The organism is Bradyrhizobium sp. Pha-3 (assembly GCF_042258615.1).
Lineage (GTDB): Bacteria > Pseudomonadota > Alphaproteobacteria > Rhizobiales > Xanthobacteraceae > Bradyrhizobium.
The window spans coordinates 5,830,838-5,846,210 of record NZ_CP170152.1; the positions used below are offsets into that span (position 1 = coordinate 5,830,838).

Below are 15,373 nucleotides of genomic sequence, written 5' to 3' on the forward strand. Positions count from 1 at the left end.
CCGCATGTCAAAGTCACGCACCATCGGTTGGGTTTTAGTGATCGCTGCGGTCGGCGCGGCCGGTTATTTCGGCTGGCAGAAGCACACGGACAATCAGCAGGCGGCTGAAGCCGCGCAAAAACGTTCCGCCCAGCGCCCGGCCGTGCCGGTCAAGATCGCGCCGGTCGAGAAGGCCGACTTCCCGGTCTACCTGACCGGTCTCGGCACGGTGCAGGCATTCAACACCGTCCAGGTCCGCACCCGGATCGACGGCCAGATCACCAGGATCGCGTTCAAGGAAGGCCAGTTCGTCAAGGCGGGCGACACGCTGGTCGAGATCGATCCGCGGCCCTATCAGGCGACGCTCGACCAGGCCAAGGCCAAAAAGGCCCAGGACGAGGCCAACATCGCCAACGCCAATCTCGACCTGCAGCGCTACACCAAGCTCGGCGAGTTCGCGACGCGCCAGCAGCTCGACACCCAGCGCTCCACCGTGGCCCAGCTCACGGCCCAGATCGCAGCCGACGACGCCGCTATCTTCAACGCCCAGACCCAGGTCGACTACGCGACCGTGAAGTCGCCGATCGACGGCATCGTCGGCCTGCGACTGGTCGATATCGGCAACATCGTCAACGCCTCGGCGGCGACCGGCATCGTGACGATCACCCAGATCGAGCCGATCACGGTGATCTTCACCGCGCCGGAAGACCAGCTGCCCGATATCAAGGCCGCGCTGGCCGTGGCACCGCCCAAGACCATTGCCCTGACCACCGACGGCAAGCGGGTGCTGTCCACCGGCGCGCTTGCGCTGATCAACAATCAGGTCGACACGTCAAGCGGGACTGTCCGGCTGAAGGCGGTGTTTGATAACAAGGACCATGCGTTGTGGCCGGGCCAGTCGGTCTCGACCCGGCTTCTGGTCCGAACCTTGAAGGATGCAACCGTCGTCCCGGATGACGCGGTGCAGCATGGCACAGAAGGCCTCTACGCGTATTCAGTCAATCAGGAGAACAAGGCCGAGCTTCGCAAGCTCAAGGTCAGCCAGTCGATCGACGGCAAGTCGGTGATCGAGGAAGGCCTGTCGCCGGGACAGCAGGTGATCACCGCGGGCCAGTACAAGGTCTCGCCGGGAACCCTGGTGACGACGGCGGTAGCGAGCACGGACCAGTCCCAGTCGAAGGTTACGCAGGAATGAGCGACGGAATTTCCGCACCATTCATTCGCTTCCCCATCGGCACCTCGCTGCTGATGGCCGGCATCCTGTTCGTCGGCCTCGTCGCCTATCCCCTGCTGCCCGTCGCGCCGCTGCCGCAGGTCGACTTCCCCACCATCCAGATCACCGCGACGCTGCCGGGCGGCAGCCCGGAGACCATGGCGAGTTCGGTCGCCCAGCCGCTGGAGCGCCAGTTCGCGCAGATCCCCGGCATCGCGCAGATGACCTCGACGAGCTATCTGGGCACGGCGTCGGTCACGATCCAGTTCGACCTCAACCGGTCAATCGACGGCGCCGCCAACGACGTGCAGGCCGCCATCAACGCCGCCAGCGGCCAGTTGCCGAAGAACCTTCCCTCGCCGCCGACCTATCGCAAGGTCAATCCGGCGGACGCGCCGATCATGCTGCTGTCGGCGACATCGGACACGCTGCCGCTGACCACGGTCAGCGATTCCGTCGACGCCCAGCTTGCCCAGCAGATCAGCCAGATTTCCGGCGTCGCGCAGGTCATCATCGGCGGCCAGCAGAAGCCGTCGGTTCGCGTCCAGATCGACCCGGCCAAGCTGGTCGCGAAAGGCCTGTCGCTGGAGGACGTCCGCGCCGCGATCAACATCGCAACCGTCGACAGCCCGAAGGGCAATATCGACGGCGCCACCCGCGCCTACACCATCTACGCCAACGACCAGCTGCTCACCGCGGACCCGTGGAACGACGTCATCATCGCCTACCGCAATGGCGGGCCGCTGCGCATCCGCGACATCGGCCAGGCCGTGACCGGCCCCGAGGACGCCAAGCAGGCCGCCTGGGCCAATGGCAAGCGCGGCGTGTTCCTCGTCATCTTCAAGCAGCCCGGCGCCAACGTCATCGACACCGTCGACAAGATCAAGGCGGCGCTGCCCCGGCTGGTCGCGGCCATTCCGCCGGCGGTCAAGATCGAGGTCATCAGCGACCGCACGACCACGATCCGCGCCGCGGTGGAGGACGTCCAGTTCACCCTGCTCCTGACCATCTTCCTGGTCGTGATGGTGATCTTTGCCTTCCTGCGCAGCTTCTGGGCCACTGTCATCCCGGCCGTGACTGTGCCGCTGGCGTTGCTGGGCGCCTGCGCGCTGATGTGGATCTTCGGCTACACGCTCGACAATCTGTCGCTGATGGCGCTGACGATCGCGGTCGGCTTCGTGGTCGACGACGCCATCGTGATGCTGGAGAACATCAGCCGCTACATCGAGGAAGGCGAGCGGCCGATGGCCGCCGCCTTCAAGGGCTCCAAGGAAATCGGCTTCACCATCGTCTCGATCAGCATCTCGCTGGTCGCGGTTTTGATCCCGCTGCTGCTGATGGGCGGCATCATCGGCCGCCTGTTCCGCGAATTCGCGGTCGTGCTGGCGATGACCATCTTCGTCTCGATGTTCGTGTCGCTGACGCTGACGCCGATGATGGCCTCGCGCTTCCTGCGCGCCCACAATGAGGAACGGCACGGTCGTCTCTACAAGCTCAGCGAGCGCGGCTTCGACGCCATGCTGCGCGGCTATCAGAGCGGACTCGACCTCGCGCTGCGCTGGAAGTTCACGACCCTGATGGTCTTCTTCGCGACGCTGGCGCTGTCGATCTACATGTTCGTCATCATCCCGAAGGGCTTCTTCCCCCAGCAGGACGTCGGCCTGATCACCGCGACCTCGGAGGCCAGCCAGGACATCTCGTTCGCTGAGATGAAGGGCAAGCAGGAGGAGCTCAGCAAGATCGTCATGCAAGACCCCGGCGTGGCGACGGTGGCGATGGCGATCGGCGGCAGCGGCCGGGCCGGCAACAACGGCAACATGTTCATCACGCTCAAGCCGCTGAACGCGCGCGATGCCAACGCGCAGCAGATCATCGCCCGGCTGCGGCCGAAGCTGGAGAAGGTGCTCGGTGCCCGGCTGTTCATGCAGGCCGCGCAGGACGTCCGCCTCGGCGGCCGCCCGACCCGCACCCAGTTCGAGTTCACGCTGCAGGATGCCGACCTTTCCGAACTGAACCAGTGGGCGCCGAAGATTCTCGGCAAGATGCAGACGCTGCCGCAGCTGCGCGACGTCGCCACCGACCAGCAGACCAACGGCACCACGGTCGAGCTGAAGATCAACCGCGACACCGCTTCGCGCTATGGCATCCAGCCGCAGCTGATCGACGACACGCTCTATGACGCGTTCGGCCAGCGCCAGGTGACGCAGTACTTCACCCAGCTCAACAGCTACCACGTCATCCTCGAGGTGCTGCCGCAGCTGCAGGGCTCAATCGACACGCTGAACAACATCTACATCAAGTCACCGCTGACCGGCGAACAGGTGCCGCTGTCGACCTTCGCGAAGTGGACCACCGTTCCGGTGCGGCCGCTGTCGATCAGCCACCAAGGCCAGTTCCCGGCGATCACCATCTCGTTCAACCTCGCGCAGGGTGTCGCGCTCGGCCAGGCGACGGAGGCGGTGCAGAAGGCGATGATCGACCTTGGCGCGCCGCCGACCCTGAGCTCAAGCTTCCAGGGCACCGCGCAGGCGTTCCAGCAATCGCTGTCGAGCGTACCGCTGTTGATCCTGGCGGCGCTCGTGGTCGTCTACTTGATCCTCGGCATTCTCTACGAGAGCTATATCCACCCGATCACCATTCTGTCGACGCTGCCCTCGGCCGGCGTCGGCGCGCTGGCGATCCTGATGGCCGCCGGCTTCGACTTCTCGCTGATCGCGCTGATCGGCATCATCCTCCTGATCGGTATCGTGAAGAAGAACGGCATCATGATGGTCGACTTCGCGATCGCCGCCGAGCGCGATCAGCACATGGAGCCGGTGGCGGCGATCCGCCAGGCCGCCCTGCTCCGCTTCCGCCCGATCATGATGACGACGATGGCCGCGATGCTCGGCGGCGTGCCGCTGATGTTAGGGACCGGCACCGGCTCCGAGATCCGCCAGCCGCTCGGCTACGCGATGGTCGGCGGCCTGATCGTCAGCCAGGCGCTGACGCTGTTCACGACGCCCGTGGTTTATCTCTATCTCGACCGGCTCTCCAACGCGTTTGCGAATTGGGGCCGCTCGCCGCGCGCCGACCACGATGCCGACGATGGCGAGGATCGGTCGGTCAAGCAGGCCGCCGAGTGACTTGACTTTTGCCCACATACCGGCACACCCGAAAGCTGTTCATTTCGGAGCCGGTACCGTGAAGATTGTCGCAAAGTCGCTTTTCGTCCTGTTCACCGTGTCCGGCATGGCCGGCCTGAGCCACGGCGAGACGCCCAAGGGCAAGAATGCGCCCGCGCCGGTTCAGGCAGCTGCTCCCGCCGCTCCTCAAGGTGACGCCGCCTCCCCCAACAACACCGGCTGGGTCGCACGCTGCACCAGCGCGAGCCGCGATGCGCCGCTCGAATGCGCGATGGAGCAGACCGCTGTTCTCACCAAGACCGGCCAGCTCATCGTGCTGGTCAATATCCGCGTTCCCGGCGACACCCGCGCACCGGTTGCGCTGATCCAGCTTCCACTCGGGCTGAACCTGCCCGTCGGCGCCAAGCTGCAGGTCGACGACGGCAAGGCCGTCGATGTGCCGATCCAGACCTGCGAGGCGCGCGGCTGCTACATCAATGCGCCCATCGCGGCCGACGTCCTGACCCAGCTGAAATCGGGAAAGCAGCTCAAGGTGTCGTTCCAGAATCTCGGCAAGGAAACCATCAGCATCCCGATACCGCTCGCCGACTTCGCGACGGTGTACGACAAGATCAAGTAGGTCGGCGCAGGCAGCCCTAACGCTCGCGCTTGTAAAGAAACGCGTTGTCCGGCTGCGGCATACCGATGGTCTTGTAGAACCCGATCGAGTCGGGCGCCGACAGCAACAGGCACATCGATTCAGGTCCGGCGTGGCGCCGGGTTTCCGCGATCAGGCGCTTGCCGATGCCGTGCCCCTGAAACTCACGATCGACCGCAAGGTCCGACAAATAGCAGCAATAGGCGAAATCGGTCAGCGCACGCGAGACGCCGACGAGCCGGTGCGCCTTCCGCGCCGTCACGATCAGGTTCGCATTGGCGATCATGCGCGCCATCCGGTCGGCGTCCGCCAGCGGCCGCCGCTCACCAAGGCCAGACTGGCGCAGCACCTCGATGAACTCGTCGACGCCGATCGACGGCTCGCGGGCATAAAGGATTTCGTCCATCACATTCAACCTCTGTCGCAACAGGCCACACCACAGGCGCGAGAGACCATGGTGGATCGCCCGCGCGAATCCACCCTCGCCGCTGCAATGGCGTCTGCTGCGCGACGAACACTTTTGCATCGGGCGCGGGTCTCACTTAGCAGTCTGATCGGGATTTTGGCTGCGCCGATCCGGCAGATTGGCTGCAAGGGAGTCTCCCCGGGCCAGCCGCACCGCCCGGCACCGGGTGCGCCGAAGCAACAAGCAAAAAAGGCCGCCTTTCAGAGCGGCCTTTCGTCTGAGGAGGTGCGGATTTAATCTCAGTGCAGCGCCTGCAACTCATGAAGCAGCGCTTTGGATTGCTCCAACCTTTGAGGCGTGATTTTGGAAGCTTTGCGTCGCTTCGTCTCTTCCCAAGCGTCACTGCCGTACCCGTTCTTACGAAGGAAGTCGGCAGTCGCCGCCAGTTCAAGAACCGTGGCTTCGTACTTCCCAAGCACCTTCAACACTTCGCCAGCTTTATCGAAGTTTGGGAAGTCGCTGACAGAAACACACGATTTAAAAATCGCGTACTCGTTTCCATAACTCATCTTCCATTCAACATCGACCATGCCCAAAGCCTCCGCGTCGAGAGCAGCGGTAGCGAGCTCCTCGCTAAACGGGCCATAGTGGTGATAGTCGAAATCAAACCCCAGATTGATACCGGAGGCTTGCAATAAATAAACGGACTTCTGAAGACGAGTTCTTCCGACAAGCTTGCCTCCATTCAAGGCAATTAGCTCCGCCACGGCGTCGTAATAATCCATCACAGTCCCTCCGCCAGCTTTCGGACCTTTTCGCCAATCGCATCGTCGCGGACATAGACGCGGTAGATTGATTTAGACTGAAGCGCCTTTACAACCTCTGAACGTCTGGCCAGGTCTTCGTAATTCCCGTCCGGCTTTCGAATATGTATCTTCGCCATCGCTTCCGAAGTATCGTATCCCCGTAGCTTGTACGGCGTGCGGTTCGTTTGATCTTCAAATACGTCGTTTGACTTGAATACCTGATTCGCCTTAGCGTCCCGCAGGCGCATTTTAAAGCGCGCCACCGCATCGTCGCGTCCGGCAAAAAGATCTCCGATCTCGATTGCTTTATACAGGCGCCTGTTCAGCAGCCTGAACGAGATGTCTTTGCAGACCTCGTCCGTCGCTTCCGTCATGAAGTGGAGGCTGGACCAAACGACGAAATCATCAAGCGCAAGGTACTCATTGAGCGCTTGATTCTGCAAAAAGCGCACGAGCGGATGATTCGTAGGCAATCCTGCCTTATCCACCTCACCTTTATCCAGAAGCTCGCCAACACGGCAAACCAAAGCGGTCAGCAACTTCTCAGCGGACCGCGTGGCTTTGTGAAAGTAGACAGCGAAATACATGTGAAACAACCCAAGCACGTATGATTCAGCGGCCTGAAACGCCTTTCCACCGAGTATCAGGGTTTCGGCCTCCGCGTAGTGCTCACCATCGATGGCCAGCGGTATCTTATCGACCTCAAGGTTTGCAAGCAGCCACGGATAGTCAAATCCGCCATGCTGCGCCCCCGTCATCAAACGATCACGTCGCACATAGTCAAGGCGATCCGCGTCAAACTGGCTCGACACGATAGCGGAGTAAATGTCGGTCGGGCTTTCGTTTTTGAGGAGCGCGGCAACATTGTCTCTAAATCCGTCGCCAGCCTTCGCCAAAATGGCCCCTAATTCCGTATCTCCAGTGACAATGTCGGCAGTCCACAATTCGTGGCGCTTAGGCTTCTGTTCCTTGCCCTTTCCGAGTTGCTTCATCGCATCCTCGAAAGCGTGACTGAAGGGCCCGTGTCCAACGTCATGAACGAGTGCCGCGGCCAGGGCGATGTTAGCTCTGTCGGGATCGTTTTTCCCAATCCGTGTCGCGATCAAAGATGCGAGCTGTCGGGCCACATGGAAAACGCCCGCGCTATGTGCAAGTCGCGTGTGCGTTGCCCCAGGGTAAACCAGTTCCGAGAAGCCGAGCTGCTTGATCCGCCGCAATCGCTGAAATTCTCGCGAGTTCAGCGCCTCCCACATTAGACCGTCAAAATCGCTTTCGGTGAAGATGATCAGGTCGTGAAGAGGATCACGGATTCGTTGGAGTTTGGGCACATCACCACCACTGGTAGATAGCGTTTCGTGCGACGAATCGCTGTCCGAATGCAATAGGTGCCCACCCTGTTCATCCACAAAAAGCATACTGCAGTATGTTCTTGTTTTGTTCTTTTGTCGAGTGACTTTTCCCTTTGGGAACGATCGCCAGTTACCCTGCTATCTATGCCAAATTCTTGTCCGCCTCATGTCGCGCCGAGCCACCGGGAGTGGAACGGAATCATTGGAACCACAGGGGAATACATACTGCGCAACAGGCGCAACACGAAGGTCAGCCGATTGAGGCGCGCCACATCGCCAAATCTTCAATTTTTTCACTGACTTACGATTGGCTGGGGAACCTGGATTCGAACCAAGACAAACAGAGTCAGAGTCTGTTGTGCTACCGTTACACCATTCCCCAAGAATTGTCCGTGGTATCAACAGCTTAGCTGGATGACTGGACATCTCGGTGCAGCGGGTTCGCCTGCCAAATCAGCGCCCGCGCGAGTGCGACCTTCTACCCGCTTGGTCCCACGCTTGGCAAGCATTGATGGCGTGGAATGGGCGTGAAAATCGCGGCCGGGAGGAAGCGATCAGCGTCGGCCAGAGATTTACATTTCAGCGAACAGTTCAAGCAGCACTTCGGGGCAGGCTGCAAGCAGGGCTCCAAGGCCAAATCCTACGGTGCCAAGCGCGATGGCACCAATCCAGCCGTGCCACCCCCATCCAAGGACCGCGCCTACCAAGGTGGCCGCCCCAATCACGAGAACGGTCCAGATCAGCCGTACTACGACAAGCAACGCGTTGACCATCGCGATCCACGGCTCGACGCGCGCGGACGCGAATGAAAGCGCCGCGTTTCAAGGGTTCTCCGGTCGAGGACTCTATTTTGGGTCGGCGCCGCACGCGGCACGTTCAACCACGGCGACGTGATGCGCTCGGACAAAGCGCCGCACCACCCCAACCGCGAATGCCCTGCCGTTTGGCGTCAGTACAGCCCGCCCGTCCCTGACCGCATCACGGCCCGATCGGCGTCGGGCGGGATTGCCTGTTGGGTCCCGTCGATCACATCGGTGCCCGCGACCAACGTCGGATCATAGAACGGCGGCGCCTGGCCCGGCTTGAAGGCTTCGAGCACCACGCCCCGATTCTGACCGGACGAGGCGCGCAGGCCGGTCTTGGCATCGACCAGCACCAGCCTGATGCCGACCGGCTGCTTGAACGGGGTGGCGGGCTTGTCGGCCAGCGCGAGCTTCAGGAAGTCGCGCGCGATCGGCGCGGCGGTGTGGCCCGCCTGCGCGTTGCGGCCGAGCGAGCGCGGCTTGTCGTAGCCGACATAGAGACCGACCACGAGGTCCGGCGAGAAGCCGACGAACCAGAGGTCCTTGGCCTCGTTGGAGGTGCCGGTCTTGCCGGCGAGCGGCTTGCCGACGTCCTTCAGCGCGGTGCCGGTACCGGCCTGAATCACGCCCTCCATCAGCGAGGTGATCTGGTAGGCGGTCATCGCGTCGAGCACCCGCTCGCGGCGGTCGACGAGCTGCGGCTCGGGCTGGTTCTTCCAGCCTTCCGGCGCGTCGCAGCCGCGGCATTCGCGCTGGTCGTGCCTGAAGATGGTGTGGCCGTAGCGGTCCTGGATGCGGTCGATCAGGGTCGGCTTCACGCGGACTCCGCCATTGGCGATCATCGAATAGGCCGTGGCCATCCGCATCACCGTGGTCTCGCCGGCGCCGAGTGCATAGGCGAGATAGTTCGGCAACTCGTCATAGACGCCGAAGCGCTTGGCATACTCGCCGATCACAGGCATGCCGATTTCCTGCGCCAGCCGCACCGTCACGGTGTTGAGCGACAGGCGCAGCGCGTTGCGCAGCGTGACCTGGCCCTGATACTTGCCGGTGGAGAAGTTCTCCGGCCGCCAGATGTTGCCCTGCCCCTGATCGATCTCGATCGGCCCGTCGATCATCACGGTCGATCCGGTGTAGCCGTTGTCGAGCGCCGTTGAATAGACGATCGGCTTGAAGGTCGAGCCGGGCTGCCGATAGGCCTGCGTCGCGCGGTTGAACTGGCTCTGGTCGAACGAGAAGCCGCCGACCATCGCGAGCACGCGGCCGGTGTGCGGATCCATCGCCACCATCGCGCCCGACAGTTCGGGAATCTGGCGCAGCCGGTATTGGCCCTCGACCGCCTTGCCGTCCTTGAACAGCGGATCGGCGTAGATCACGTCGCCCGGCTGCAGCACCTGCGAGACCGCGGTCGGCGTCTTACCCTTGGTCCTGGCCCAGCGCACGCCGTCCATCGTGATGATGCCGGTCTCGCGCTGCTTGCTGACGGCGCCGCCGAGCTCGCGGCCGGGCTGGAAGCCGATCCGCGCCGACTGGTCGTTGCTCTCCAGCACCACCGCCATCCGCCACGGCGAGATGTCCGAGAGCGACTTGATTTCGGCGAGCGGAACGCCCCAGTCGCTGGTGAGGTCGAGCTTCTGGATCGCGCCGCGATAGCCCTGCTGCTCGTCATAGTTCACGAGCCCCGCCACCATGGCCTTGCGCGCCATCACCTGGACCTTGGGATCGAGCGTGGTGCGCACCGACAGGCCGCCCTCGTAGAGCTTCTTCTCGCCATAGCGCTCGAAGATGTCGCGGCGGACTTCCTCCGAGAAATATTCGCCGGCGAAGGTGTGCGCGCCGTTGCTGCGGTTGGTGACGGTCAGCGGGTCCTTGCGCGCCTTGTCGGCGTCGGCAGCGGTGATCCAGCCGTTCTCCTGCAGGCGGTCGATCACGTAGTTGCGCCGCTCGATGGCGCGCGCACGGTTGCGCACCGGATGCAGGCTGGCCGGCATTTTCGGCAGCGCCGCCAGATAGGCCGCTTCCGAGACCGTCAGTTCATTGACGGACTTGTCGAAATAGACCAGCGAGGCCGCCGCGATGCCGTAGGCCCCGAGGCCGAGGTAGATTTCGTTGAGATAGAGTTCGAGGATCTTGTCCTTGGAATAGGCCCGCTCGATTCGCATCGCCAGCAGGGCTTCCTTGATCTTGCGGGTGAACGACACCTCGTTGGTCAACAGGAAGTTCTTGGCGACCTGCTGGGTGATCGTGGAAGCACCCTGCGGACGGCGGTTGGAACCGAAGTTCTGGATGTAGGAGACGCCCGCGCGCGCCATGCCGGTATAGTCGATGCCGCCGTGCTCGTAGAAATTCTTGTCCTCGGCCGCGAGGAACGCGTTGATCACGAGCTTCGGCACCGCCTGGATCGGCAGATAGAGCCTGCGCTCCTTGGCGAATTCGCCCAGCAGCGATCCATCAGCCGCGTGCACGCGGGTCATCACCGGCGGCTCGTAGTTCTGGAGCTGCGAATAGTCGGGCAGGTCCTTGGAAAAATGCCAGAACAGCCCTGCGACCGCGGCGAGACCAGCCAGGAACAGGATGGTTCCTGCGGTGAACAGGAACCCGAAGAACCGCAACAGAAATTTCATCGACCAGATTTTCCGTGGCGAATACGTCGCTCGTTCTGAGTGCGCTGCGTGCCACTTAGGCCGCCCGGTATATCGGTCGCACCATGGACCTGCAATTCAACACAGGAGAATTAAAGCGCGCCAGGCGTCAAACTTATGCCATAGAGCCCGGCTCGCGCGCGCAGCCAAATCAGGTCCTCCCGGCTCTTCGGACGCTCTGCAGGACTGCATCGACCTCCAGCCCTCCGCGCCTCGATTCGCCGGCCCGCCCGCGGGCGGCACGCCGGTCTCCAATCAACGCGCTTGCGCGGTGAGCCGGCGGCGAAAGAAACGCGCAGGCCGGCCGGGCGCTTGCACTACCCGGCTGCCGTTCCAGGCGCTGTGTCGTCAGAAACCGGTGGACGGTGCCGACGCGTCGACGGGATTAATGGTCCATTAACCATAACTACCGCAGTTTGTTGTCAACCACGCGACTCGCGAGGGCTGGTTTGCATGGCACTGCGCGGATTCAAACGGCCTTTTGCGGCCGACCCGAATGTCCTCGGATTTCCGAGACCTCCCACATCGGCGATGGGCACCGAAGCCTTGGACCTCGTCTATCAGGCGGCGGACCTGTTCCGCAGCATCGAGGACCGGGCCCGCGCCGGCGAAGCGCGCGCCGAGGCCGCCGAACAGGCGCAGCTCGAAATCATCGCCGCCACCGAGCGCAAGCTGAGGGACGCGTCCCGGGCACTCGAGGAGGCCCGACGGCGTATCGAGTCCCAGCAGGAGCAGCTCGATGCCGCCGAATTCCGGGCCCAGGCCGCCGAAGCCGAGGTGCGTGAAGCCAGGCAATCGCTGGCCCTGGTCGAGGATGCGATCCGGCGGCGCCTGCTGCTTACGGGCGGGCACGACGACGGCAGGTCGACGGCCGTCGCCTGACGCGCTGCCGCAACGCACAGCCGCGCTGTTTCATCAGCCATTTGTAGCCCGGATGAGCCAACGGGTCGCGCGAACGCGCCCGATGACAAGCTCCGCGATATCCGGAGGTTGCGCATGTCGCTTGGCTCATGCGGGCTACTGCTCCGTCTCAATCAGTAGCCGGCGGCAAGCCCCGAATTGCGGCGCGGATCGTTCGCTCCATAGAAGCGGTTGTTGCCGACCGGCTTGCCGTCCAGCGACGGCGCGCCGATGATGATGACCGCGAGGTGGTTGGGATCCTGCGGTCGGCCGAATTTGTGTCCCATCCCTTCCAGGACCTTCTGCGTATCCGGCGACAGCGTGTAGTTCTCGAGGTTGGTCAGGTCCGGCAGCCACTGCTGGTGGAACCGCGGCATGTCCACGGCTTCCTGTGCGTTCATGCCGTAGTCGATGGCGTTGATCATCGTCAGCAACACGGCGGTGATGATGCGGCTGCCGCCCGGCGTCCCCACCACCATGACCGGCTTGCCGTCCCTGGTGACGATGGTCGGGCTCATCGAGGACAGCGGGCGCTTGCCGGGGACGATGGAATTGGCCTCCCCCTGGACCAGGCCGTAGAGGTTCGGCACGCCGACCTTGGCGGTGAAGTCGTCCATCTCGTCGTTCAGGAGCACGCCGGTCTTGGCCGCGGTCACCTTGGCACCGAACCAGTCGTTGAGCGTATAGGTCACCGACACCGCGTTGCCGTCCTTGTCGGCGATCGAATAGTGCGTGGTGTTGCTGCCCTCGTGCGGCGGAACGCCGGGCTTGATGTCCTTGGAGACACCGGCCTTGGCCGGGTCGATCACGGCGCGGATCTTCGCGGCGTAATTCTTGTCCAGCAAACGCTCGAGCGGATTCTTCACGAAGTCGGGGTCGCCGAGATAGCTGTTGCGATCGACATAGGCATGGCGCATCGCCTCGATCTGGTAGTGCACCGCCTGCGCGGAATGGTAGCCGAGCTCCTTCAGCGGGTAGCCCTCGACGATATTGAGGATCTCGCAGATCACCACGCCACCCGAGCTTGGCGGCGGCGCCGAGACCACGTGGTAGCCGCGATAGTCGCATTCGACCGGCGCGAGCTCGCGAACCCTGTAGTTGTCGAGATCCTCCTGCGTGAGCAGGCCCTTGCCGGCCTGGCTCGAGGCGACGATCGCCGCGCCCACCCAGCCCTTGTAGAAGCCGTCGGTGCCGCGCTTGCTGATCTCGCGCAGCGTCTCGGCGAGCTCGTGCTGCGTCAACCGCTCGCCGACCTGGAACGGCTTGCCGTTGTTGAGGAAGATCGCGCCCGAGGCCGGATCGTCCTGAAAATCCTTGGTCGAGGTCTGCAGCATGCTGACGTCGCCCTGGTCCAGCACGAAGCCGTCCTCGGCGAGTTGCAGCGCCGGCGCGATGACGTCGGCGCGCTTCATCGTGCCGTATTTCTCGCGCGCATATTCCATGCCGGCTACCGAGCCGGGCACACCGACGGCGAGATGCCCCTTGGTCGACAGGCCGGCGATGACGTTGCCGTCCTTGTCGAGATACATGTTGGCGGTGGCGCCCTTCGGCGCGGTCTCGCGGAAATCCAGGAAGGTCTTGCGGCCATCGGCGAGCTGGATCGTCATGAAGCCGCCGCCACCGAGATTGCCGGCGGCGGGATAGACCACCGCCAGCGCGTAACCGACCGCAACCGCTGCGTCGACCGCGTTGCCGCCCCGCTTCAACACCTCGACGCCGACCTGCGTCGCGAGATGCTGCGCGGCCACCACCATGCCGTTCTCCGCGGCGACCGGCGCAACCGACGCGGCGTGGCCAGGAGCTGACGCCGCGACGCCGATCGCGACGAGCGCGGCGATCATCCATCGCGCGCGCCTCTTTGGATTTTGCATGGAGGCCTCCCCGGATCTGCGCCGACTGTCGCGGCTTGTGGTGCTATCTCAACGGGCAAACCTAGCAGGCCGCTCGCCTGCGCACTATAGGCCCGTGCGGTCGCTGCCTCTCGCCCGCAGCCGGCTGTGGCGTCTGCCATAGCCGGCATAGATCACGAGCCCGATCACGAGCCACACCGCGAGCCTGATCCAGGTGTCGAGCGGCAGGCCGAACATCAGGAACAGCGAGGTTCCCGCGGCAGCCGGCGCCACCAGCCAGATCGCCGGCGCCCTGAACGGGCGCGGCAAATCCGGATCGCGCAGACGCAGCACCAGCGTTCCGATCGAGACCACGGTGAATGCGAACAGCGTGCCGATCGAGACCAGTTCTCCGACCAGCCCGATCGGCAGCAACCCGCCGAGTATTGCAGCGACGCTGCCGGCGAAGATGGTCGAGACATAAGGAGTCTGGAACCGCGGATGGATCCTTGCGGCGATGCCCGGCAGCAGCCCGTCATGCGCCATGGCGCGGAAGATCCGCGGCTGCGCCAGCAGCATGATGAGGATCACCGACGTCAGCCCGAACAGGATGCCGAGCTTGATGAAGGGACCGAGCCAGCCGATGCCAACAGCGTCGATGCCGACCGCGATCGGATCGGGCACGCTGAGCTTGTCGTACGGTACGATGCCGGTCAGCACGAAACCGACCGCAACATAGAGCGCGGCGCAGATGACGAGCGAGCCGAGAATGCCGATCGGCATGTCGCGCTCCGGCTTCTTCGCCTCCTGCGCCGCGGTCGAGATCGCGTCGAAGCCGATATAGGCGAAGAACACCACCGCCGCGCCGCGGACCACGCCGGACCAGCCGAATACGCCGGGACCGGCATTCGGCGGGATCAGCGCGCCCTCCGGATTGCTCGCGGTCACCCAGTTCGCCAGCGATACCGAGGAGGCTGCGGTGGCGAGAAACAATGCGATGACGACGAGCTTGACCACGACGACGAAGCCGGTGAAGCGTGCGGACTCGCGAATGCCGACCACGAGCAGCGTGGTGACGAAAGCGATGATCGCCATCGCCGGGATGTTGATCACCGCGCCGGTCGACGACCACGCACCGGTGTTGGCGTCGTAGGCGAGCGGCGCCGAGGTGAATTGCTGCGGCAGGTCGATGCCGAAATCGCGCATGAAGCTGACGAAATAGCCGGACCATCCGACCGAGACCGCGATCGCGCCGACCGCATATTCGAGGATCAGGTCCCAGCCGATGATCCAGGCGATCAGTTCGCCGAGCGTTGCATAAGCGTAGGTGTAGGCGCTGCCGCAGATCGGCACCGTCGACGCCATCTCGGCGTAGCACAGGCCGGCGAAGGCACAGGCGACGGCGCCAAGCATGAAGGAGAGCGTGACGGCGGGACCGGCGTTGGCGGCGGCCGCATGGCCCGTGAGCACGAAGATGCCGGCGCCGATGATGCCGCCGATGCCGAGCGTGACCAGCTGCAGCGCCGAGAGCGAGCGTTTGAAGACCGGCGTCTCCGCGTCGCCGTCGGCGCGTGCCGCTTCCCGCAACAGCTCCGCGGTCGACTTTCGGTCCCAGAAACCGGACAGGGTGTCTGTCACGCCAGCTGCCCTCCCCCGCTCGGGTCCGGCGGGACCCCGACACGAT

At 63.6% G+C, this 15,373-nt stretch carries 11 protein-coding genes and 1 tRNA gene; 5 read left to right on the plus strand and 7 right to left on the minus strand.

Translation table 11 applies throughout. The features are described from left to right. Positions 1-4: 4 nt before the first annotated feature. The 3 genes from ACE10Z_RS27815 to ACE10Z_RS27825 all read left to right on the plus strand — a co-directional run bounded on the left by ACE10Z_RS27815 (position 5) and on the right by ACE10Z_RS27825 (position 4,936). A complete protein-coding gene (locus ACE10Z_RS27815; RefSeq protein ID WP_375783608.1) occupies positions 5-1,174 on the plus strand; it encodes an efflux RND transporter periplasmic adaptor subunit in 1,170 nt (389 codons plus the stop codon). After that, positions 1,171-4,317 carry an efflux RND transporter permease subunit gene (locus tag ACE10Z_RS27820; RefSeq protein WP_375783609.1) on the plus strand — a complete coding sequence of 1,049 codons (3,147 nt, stop codon included), beginning with the start codon at positions 1,171-1,173 and terminating at the stop codon, positions 4,315-4,317. Before ACE10Z_RS27815 ends, ACE10Z_RS27820 begins: the two co-directional genes overlap by 4 nt. Before the next feature lie 106 nt (positions 4,318-4,423). After that, positions 4,424-4,936, plus strand: a complete 513-nt coding sequence (locus ACE10Z_RS27825; RefSeq protein WP_375789938.1) for an invasion associated locus B family protein — start codon at positions 4,424-4,426, stop codon at positions 4,934-4,936. Positions 4,937-4,952: 16 nt separating this feature from the next. On the opposite strand, the gene ACE10Z_RS27830 is transcribed toward ACE10Z_RS27825, so the two are convergent. The 4 genes from ACE10Z_RS27830 to ACE10Z_RS27845 all read right to left on the minus strand — a co-directional run bounded on the left by ACE10Z_RS27830 (position 4,953) and on the right by ACE10Z_RS27845 (position 7,897). Next, the gene (locus ACE10Z_RS27830) at positions 4,953-5,360 is read right to left on the minus strand and encodes a GNAT family N-acetyltransferase (protein WP_375783610.1); all 408 of its coding nucleotides are present in this window, start codon (positions 5,358-5,360) and stop codon (positions 4,953-4,955) included. Between the two features lie 299 nt (positions 5,361-5,659). Beyond that, positions 5,660-6,145, minus strand: a complete 486-nt coding sequence (locus ACE10Z_RS27835) for a hypothetical protein (protein WP_375783611.1) — start codon at positions 6,143-6,145, stop codon at positions 5,660-5,662. Next, positions 6,145-7,581 carry an HD domain-containing protein gene (locus tag ACE10Z_RS27840; protein WP_375783612.1) on the minus strand — a complete coding sequence of 479 codons (1,437 nt, stop codon included), beginning with the start codon at positions 7,579-7,581 and terminating at the stop codon, positions 6,145-6,147. The genes ACE10Z_RS27835 and ACE10Z_RS27840 overlap by 1 nt, the downstream gene beginning before the upstream one ends. A 242-nt stretch (positions 7,582-7,823) precedes the next feature. Further along, positions 7,824-7,897, minus strand: a tRNA-Gln gene (locus tag ACE10Z_RS27845). A gap of 139 nt (positions 7,898-8,036) precedes the next feature. Here ACE10Z_RS27845 and ACE10Z_RS27850 point away from each other — a divergent pair. Next, positions 8,037-8,324, plus strand: a complete 288-nt coding sequence (locus ACE10Z_RS27850) for a hypothetical protein (protein ID WP_375783613.1) — start codon at positions 8,037-8,039, stop codon at positions 8,322-8,324. A 140-nt stretch (positions 8,325-8,464) separates the two neighbouring features. Here ACE10Z_RS27850 and ACE10Z_RS27855 read toward each other — a convergent pair whose 3' ends face one another. Further along, positions 8,465-10,942 carry a penicillin-binding protein 1A gene (locus ACE10Z_RS27855; RefSeq protein WP_375783614.1) on the minus strand — a complete coding sequence of 826 codons (2,478 nt, stop codon included), beginning with the start codon at positions 10,940-10,942 and terminating at the stop codon, positions 8,465-8,467. 471 nt (positions 10,943-11,413) lie between these two features. On the opposite strand from ACE10Z_RS27855, the gene ACE10Z_RS27860 reads away from it, so the two are divergent. Continuing rightward, positions 11,414-11,842 (plus strand): hypothetical protein, encoded by a 429-nt coding sequence (locus ACE10Z_RS27860; RefSeq protein ID WP_375783615.1) that lies wholly within the window; start codon positions 11,414-11,416, stop codon positions 11,840-11,842. A 152-nt stretch (positions 11,843-11,994) separates the two neighbouring features. On the opposite strand, the gene ggt is transcribed toward ACE10Z_RS27860, so the two are convergent. Both ggt and ACE10Z_RS27870 read right to left on the minus strand, forming a co-directional pair. After that, entirely contained in the window at positions 11,995-13,731 is a 1,737-nt protein-coding gene (ggt, locus tag ACE10Z_RS27865) for a gamma-glutamyltransferase (RefSeq protein ID WP_375783616.1), read from the minus strand. Between the two features lie 84 nt (positions 13,732-13,815). Next, complete coding sequence (locus ACE10Z_RS27870; RefSeq protein WP_375789939.1) at positions 13,816-15,315, minus strand: amino acid permease; 1,500 nt, start codon at positions 15,313-15,315, stop codon at positions 13,816-13,818. Positions 15,316-15,373: the final 58 nt, after the last annotated feature.

Coding starts and splice junctions, on each gene's coding strand:
- ACE10Z_RS27815 (WP_375783608.1), top strand. CDS start 5: ATGTCAAAGTCACGCACCATCGGTTGGGTTTTAGTGATCGCTGCGGTC.
- ACE10Z_RS27820 (WP_375783609.1), top strand. CDS start 1,171: ATGAGCGACGGAATTTCCGCACCATTCATTCGCTTCCCCATCGGCACC.
- ACE10Z_RS27825 (WP_375789938.1), top strand. CDS start 4,424: ATGGCCGGCCTGAGCCACGGCGAGACGCCCAAGGGCAAGAATGCGCCC.
- ACE10Z_RS27830 (WP_375783610.1), bottom strand. CDS start 5,360: ATGGACGAAATCCTTTATGCCCGCGAGCCGTCGATCGGCGTCGACGAG.
- ACE10Z_RS27835 (WP_375783611.1), bottom strand. CDS start 6,145: ATGGATTATTACGACGCCGTGGCGGAGCTAATTGCCTTGAATGGAGGC.
- ACE10Z_RS27840 (WP_375783612.1), bottom strand. CDS start 7,581: ATGCTTTTTGTGGATGAACAGGGTGGGCACCTATTGCATTCGGACAGC.
- ACE10Z_RS27850 (WP_375783613.1), top strand. CDS start 8,037: ATGGGCGTGAAAATCGCGGCCGGGAGGAAGCGATCAGCGTCGGCCAGA.
- ACE10Z_RS27855 (WP_375783614.1), bottom strand. CDS start 10,942: ATGAAATTTCTGTTGCGGTTCTTCGGGTTCCTGTTCACCGCAGGAACC.
- ACE10Z_RS27860 (WP_375783615.1), top strand. CDS start 11,414: ATGGCACTGCGCGGATTCAAACGGCCTTTTGCGGCCGACCCGAATGTC.
- ggt (WP_375783616.1), bottom strand. CDS start 13,731: ATGCAAAATCCAAAGAGGCGCGCGCGATGGATGATCGCCGCGCTCGTC.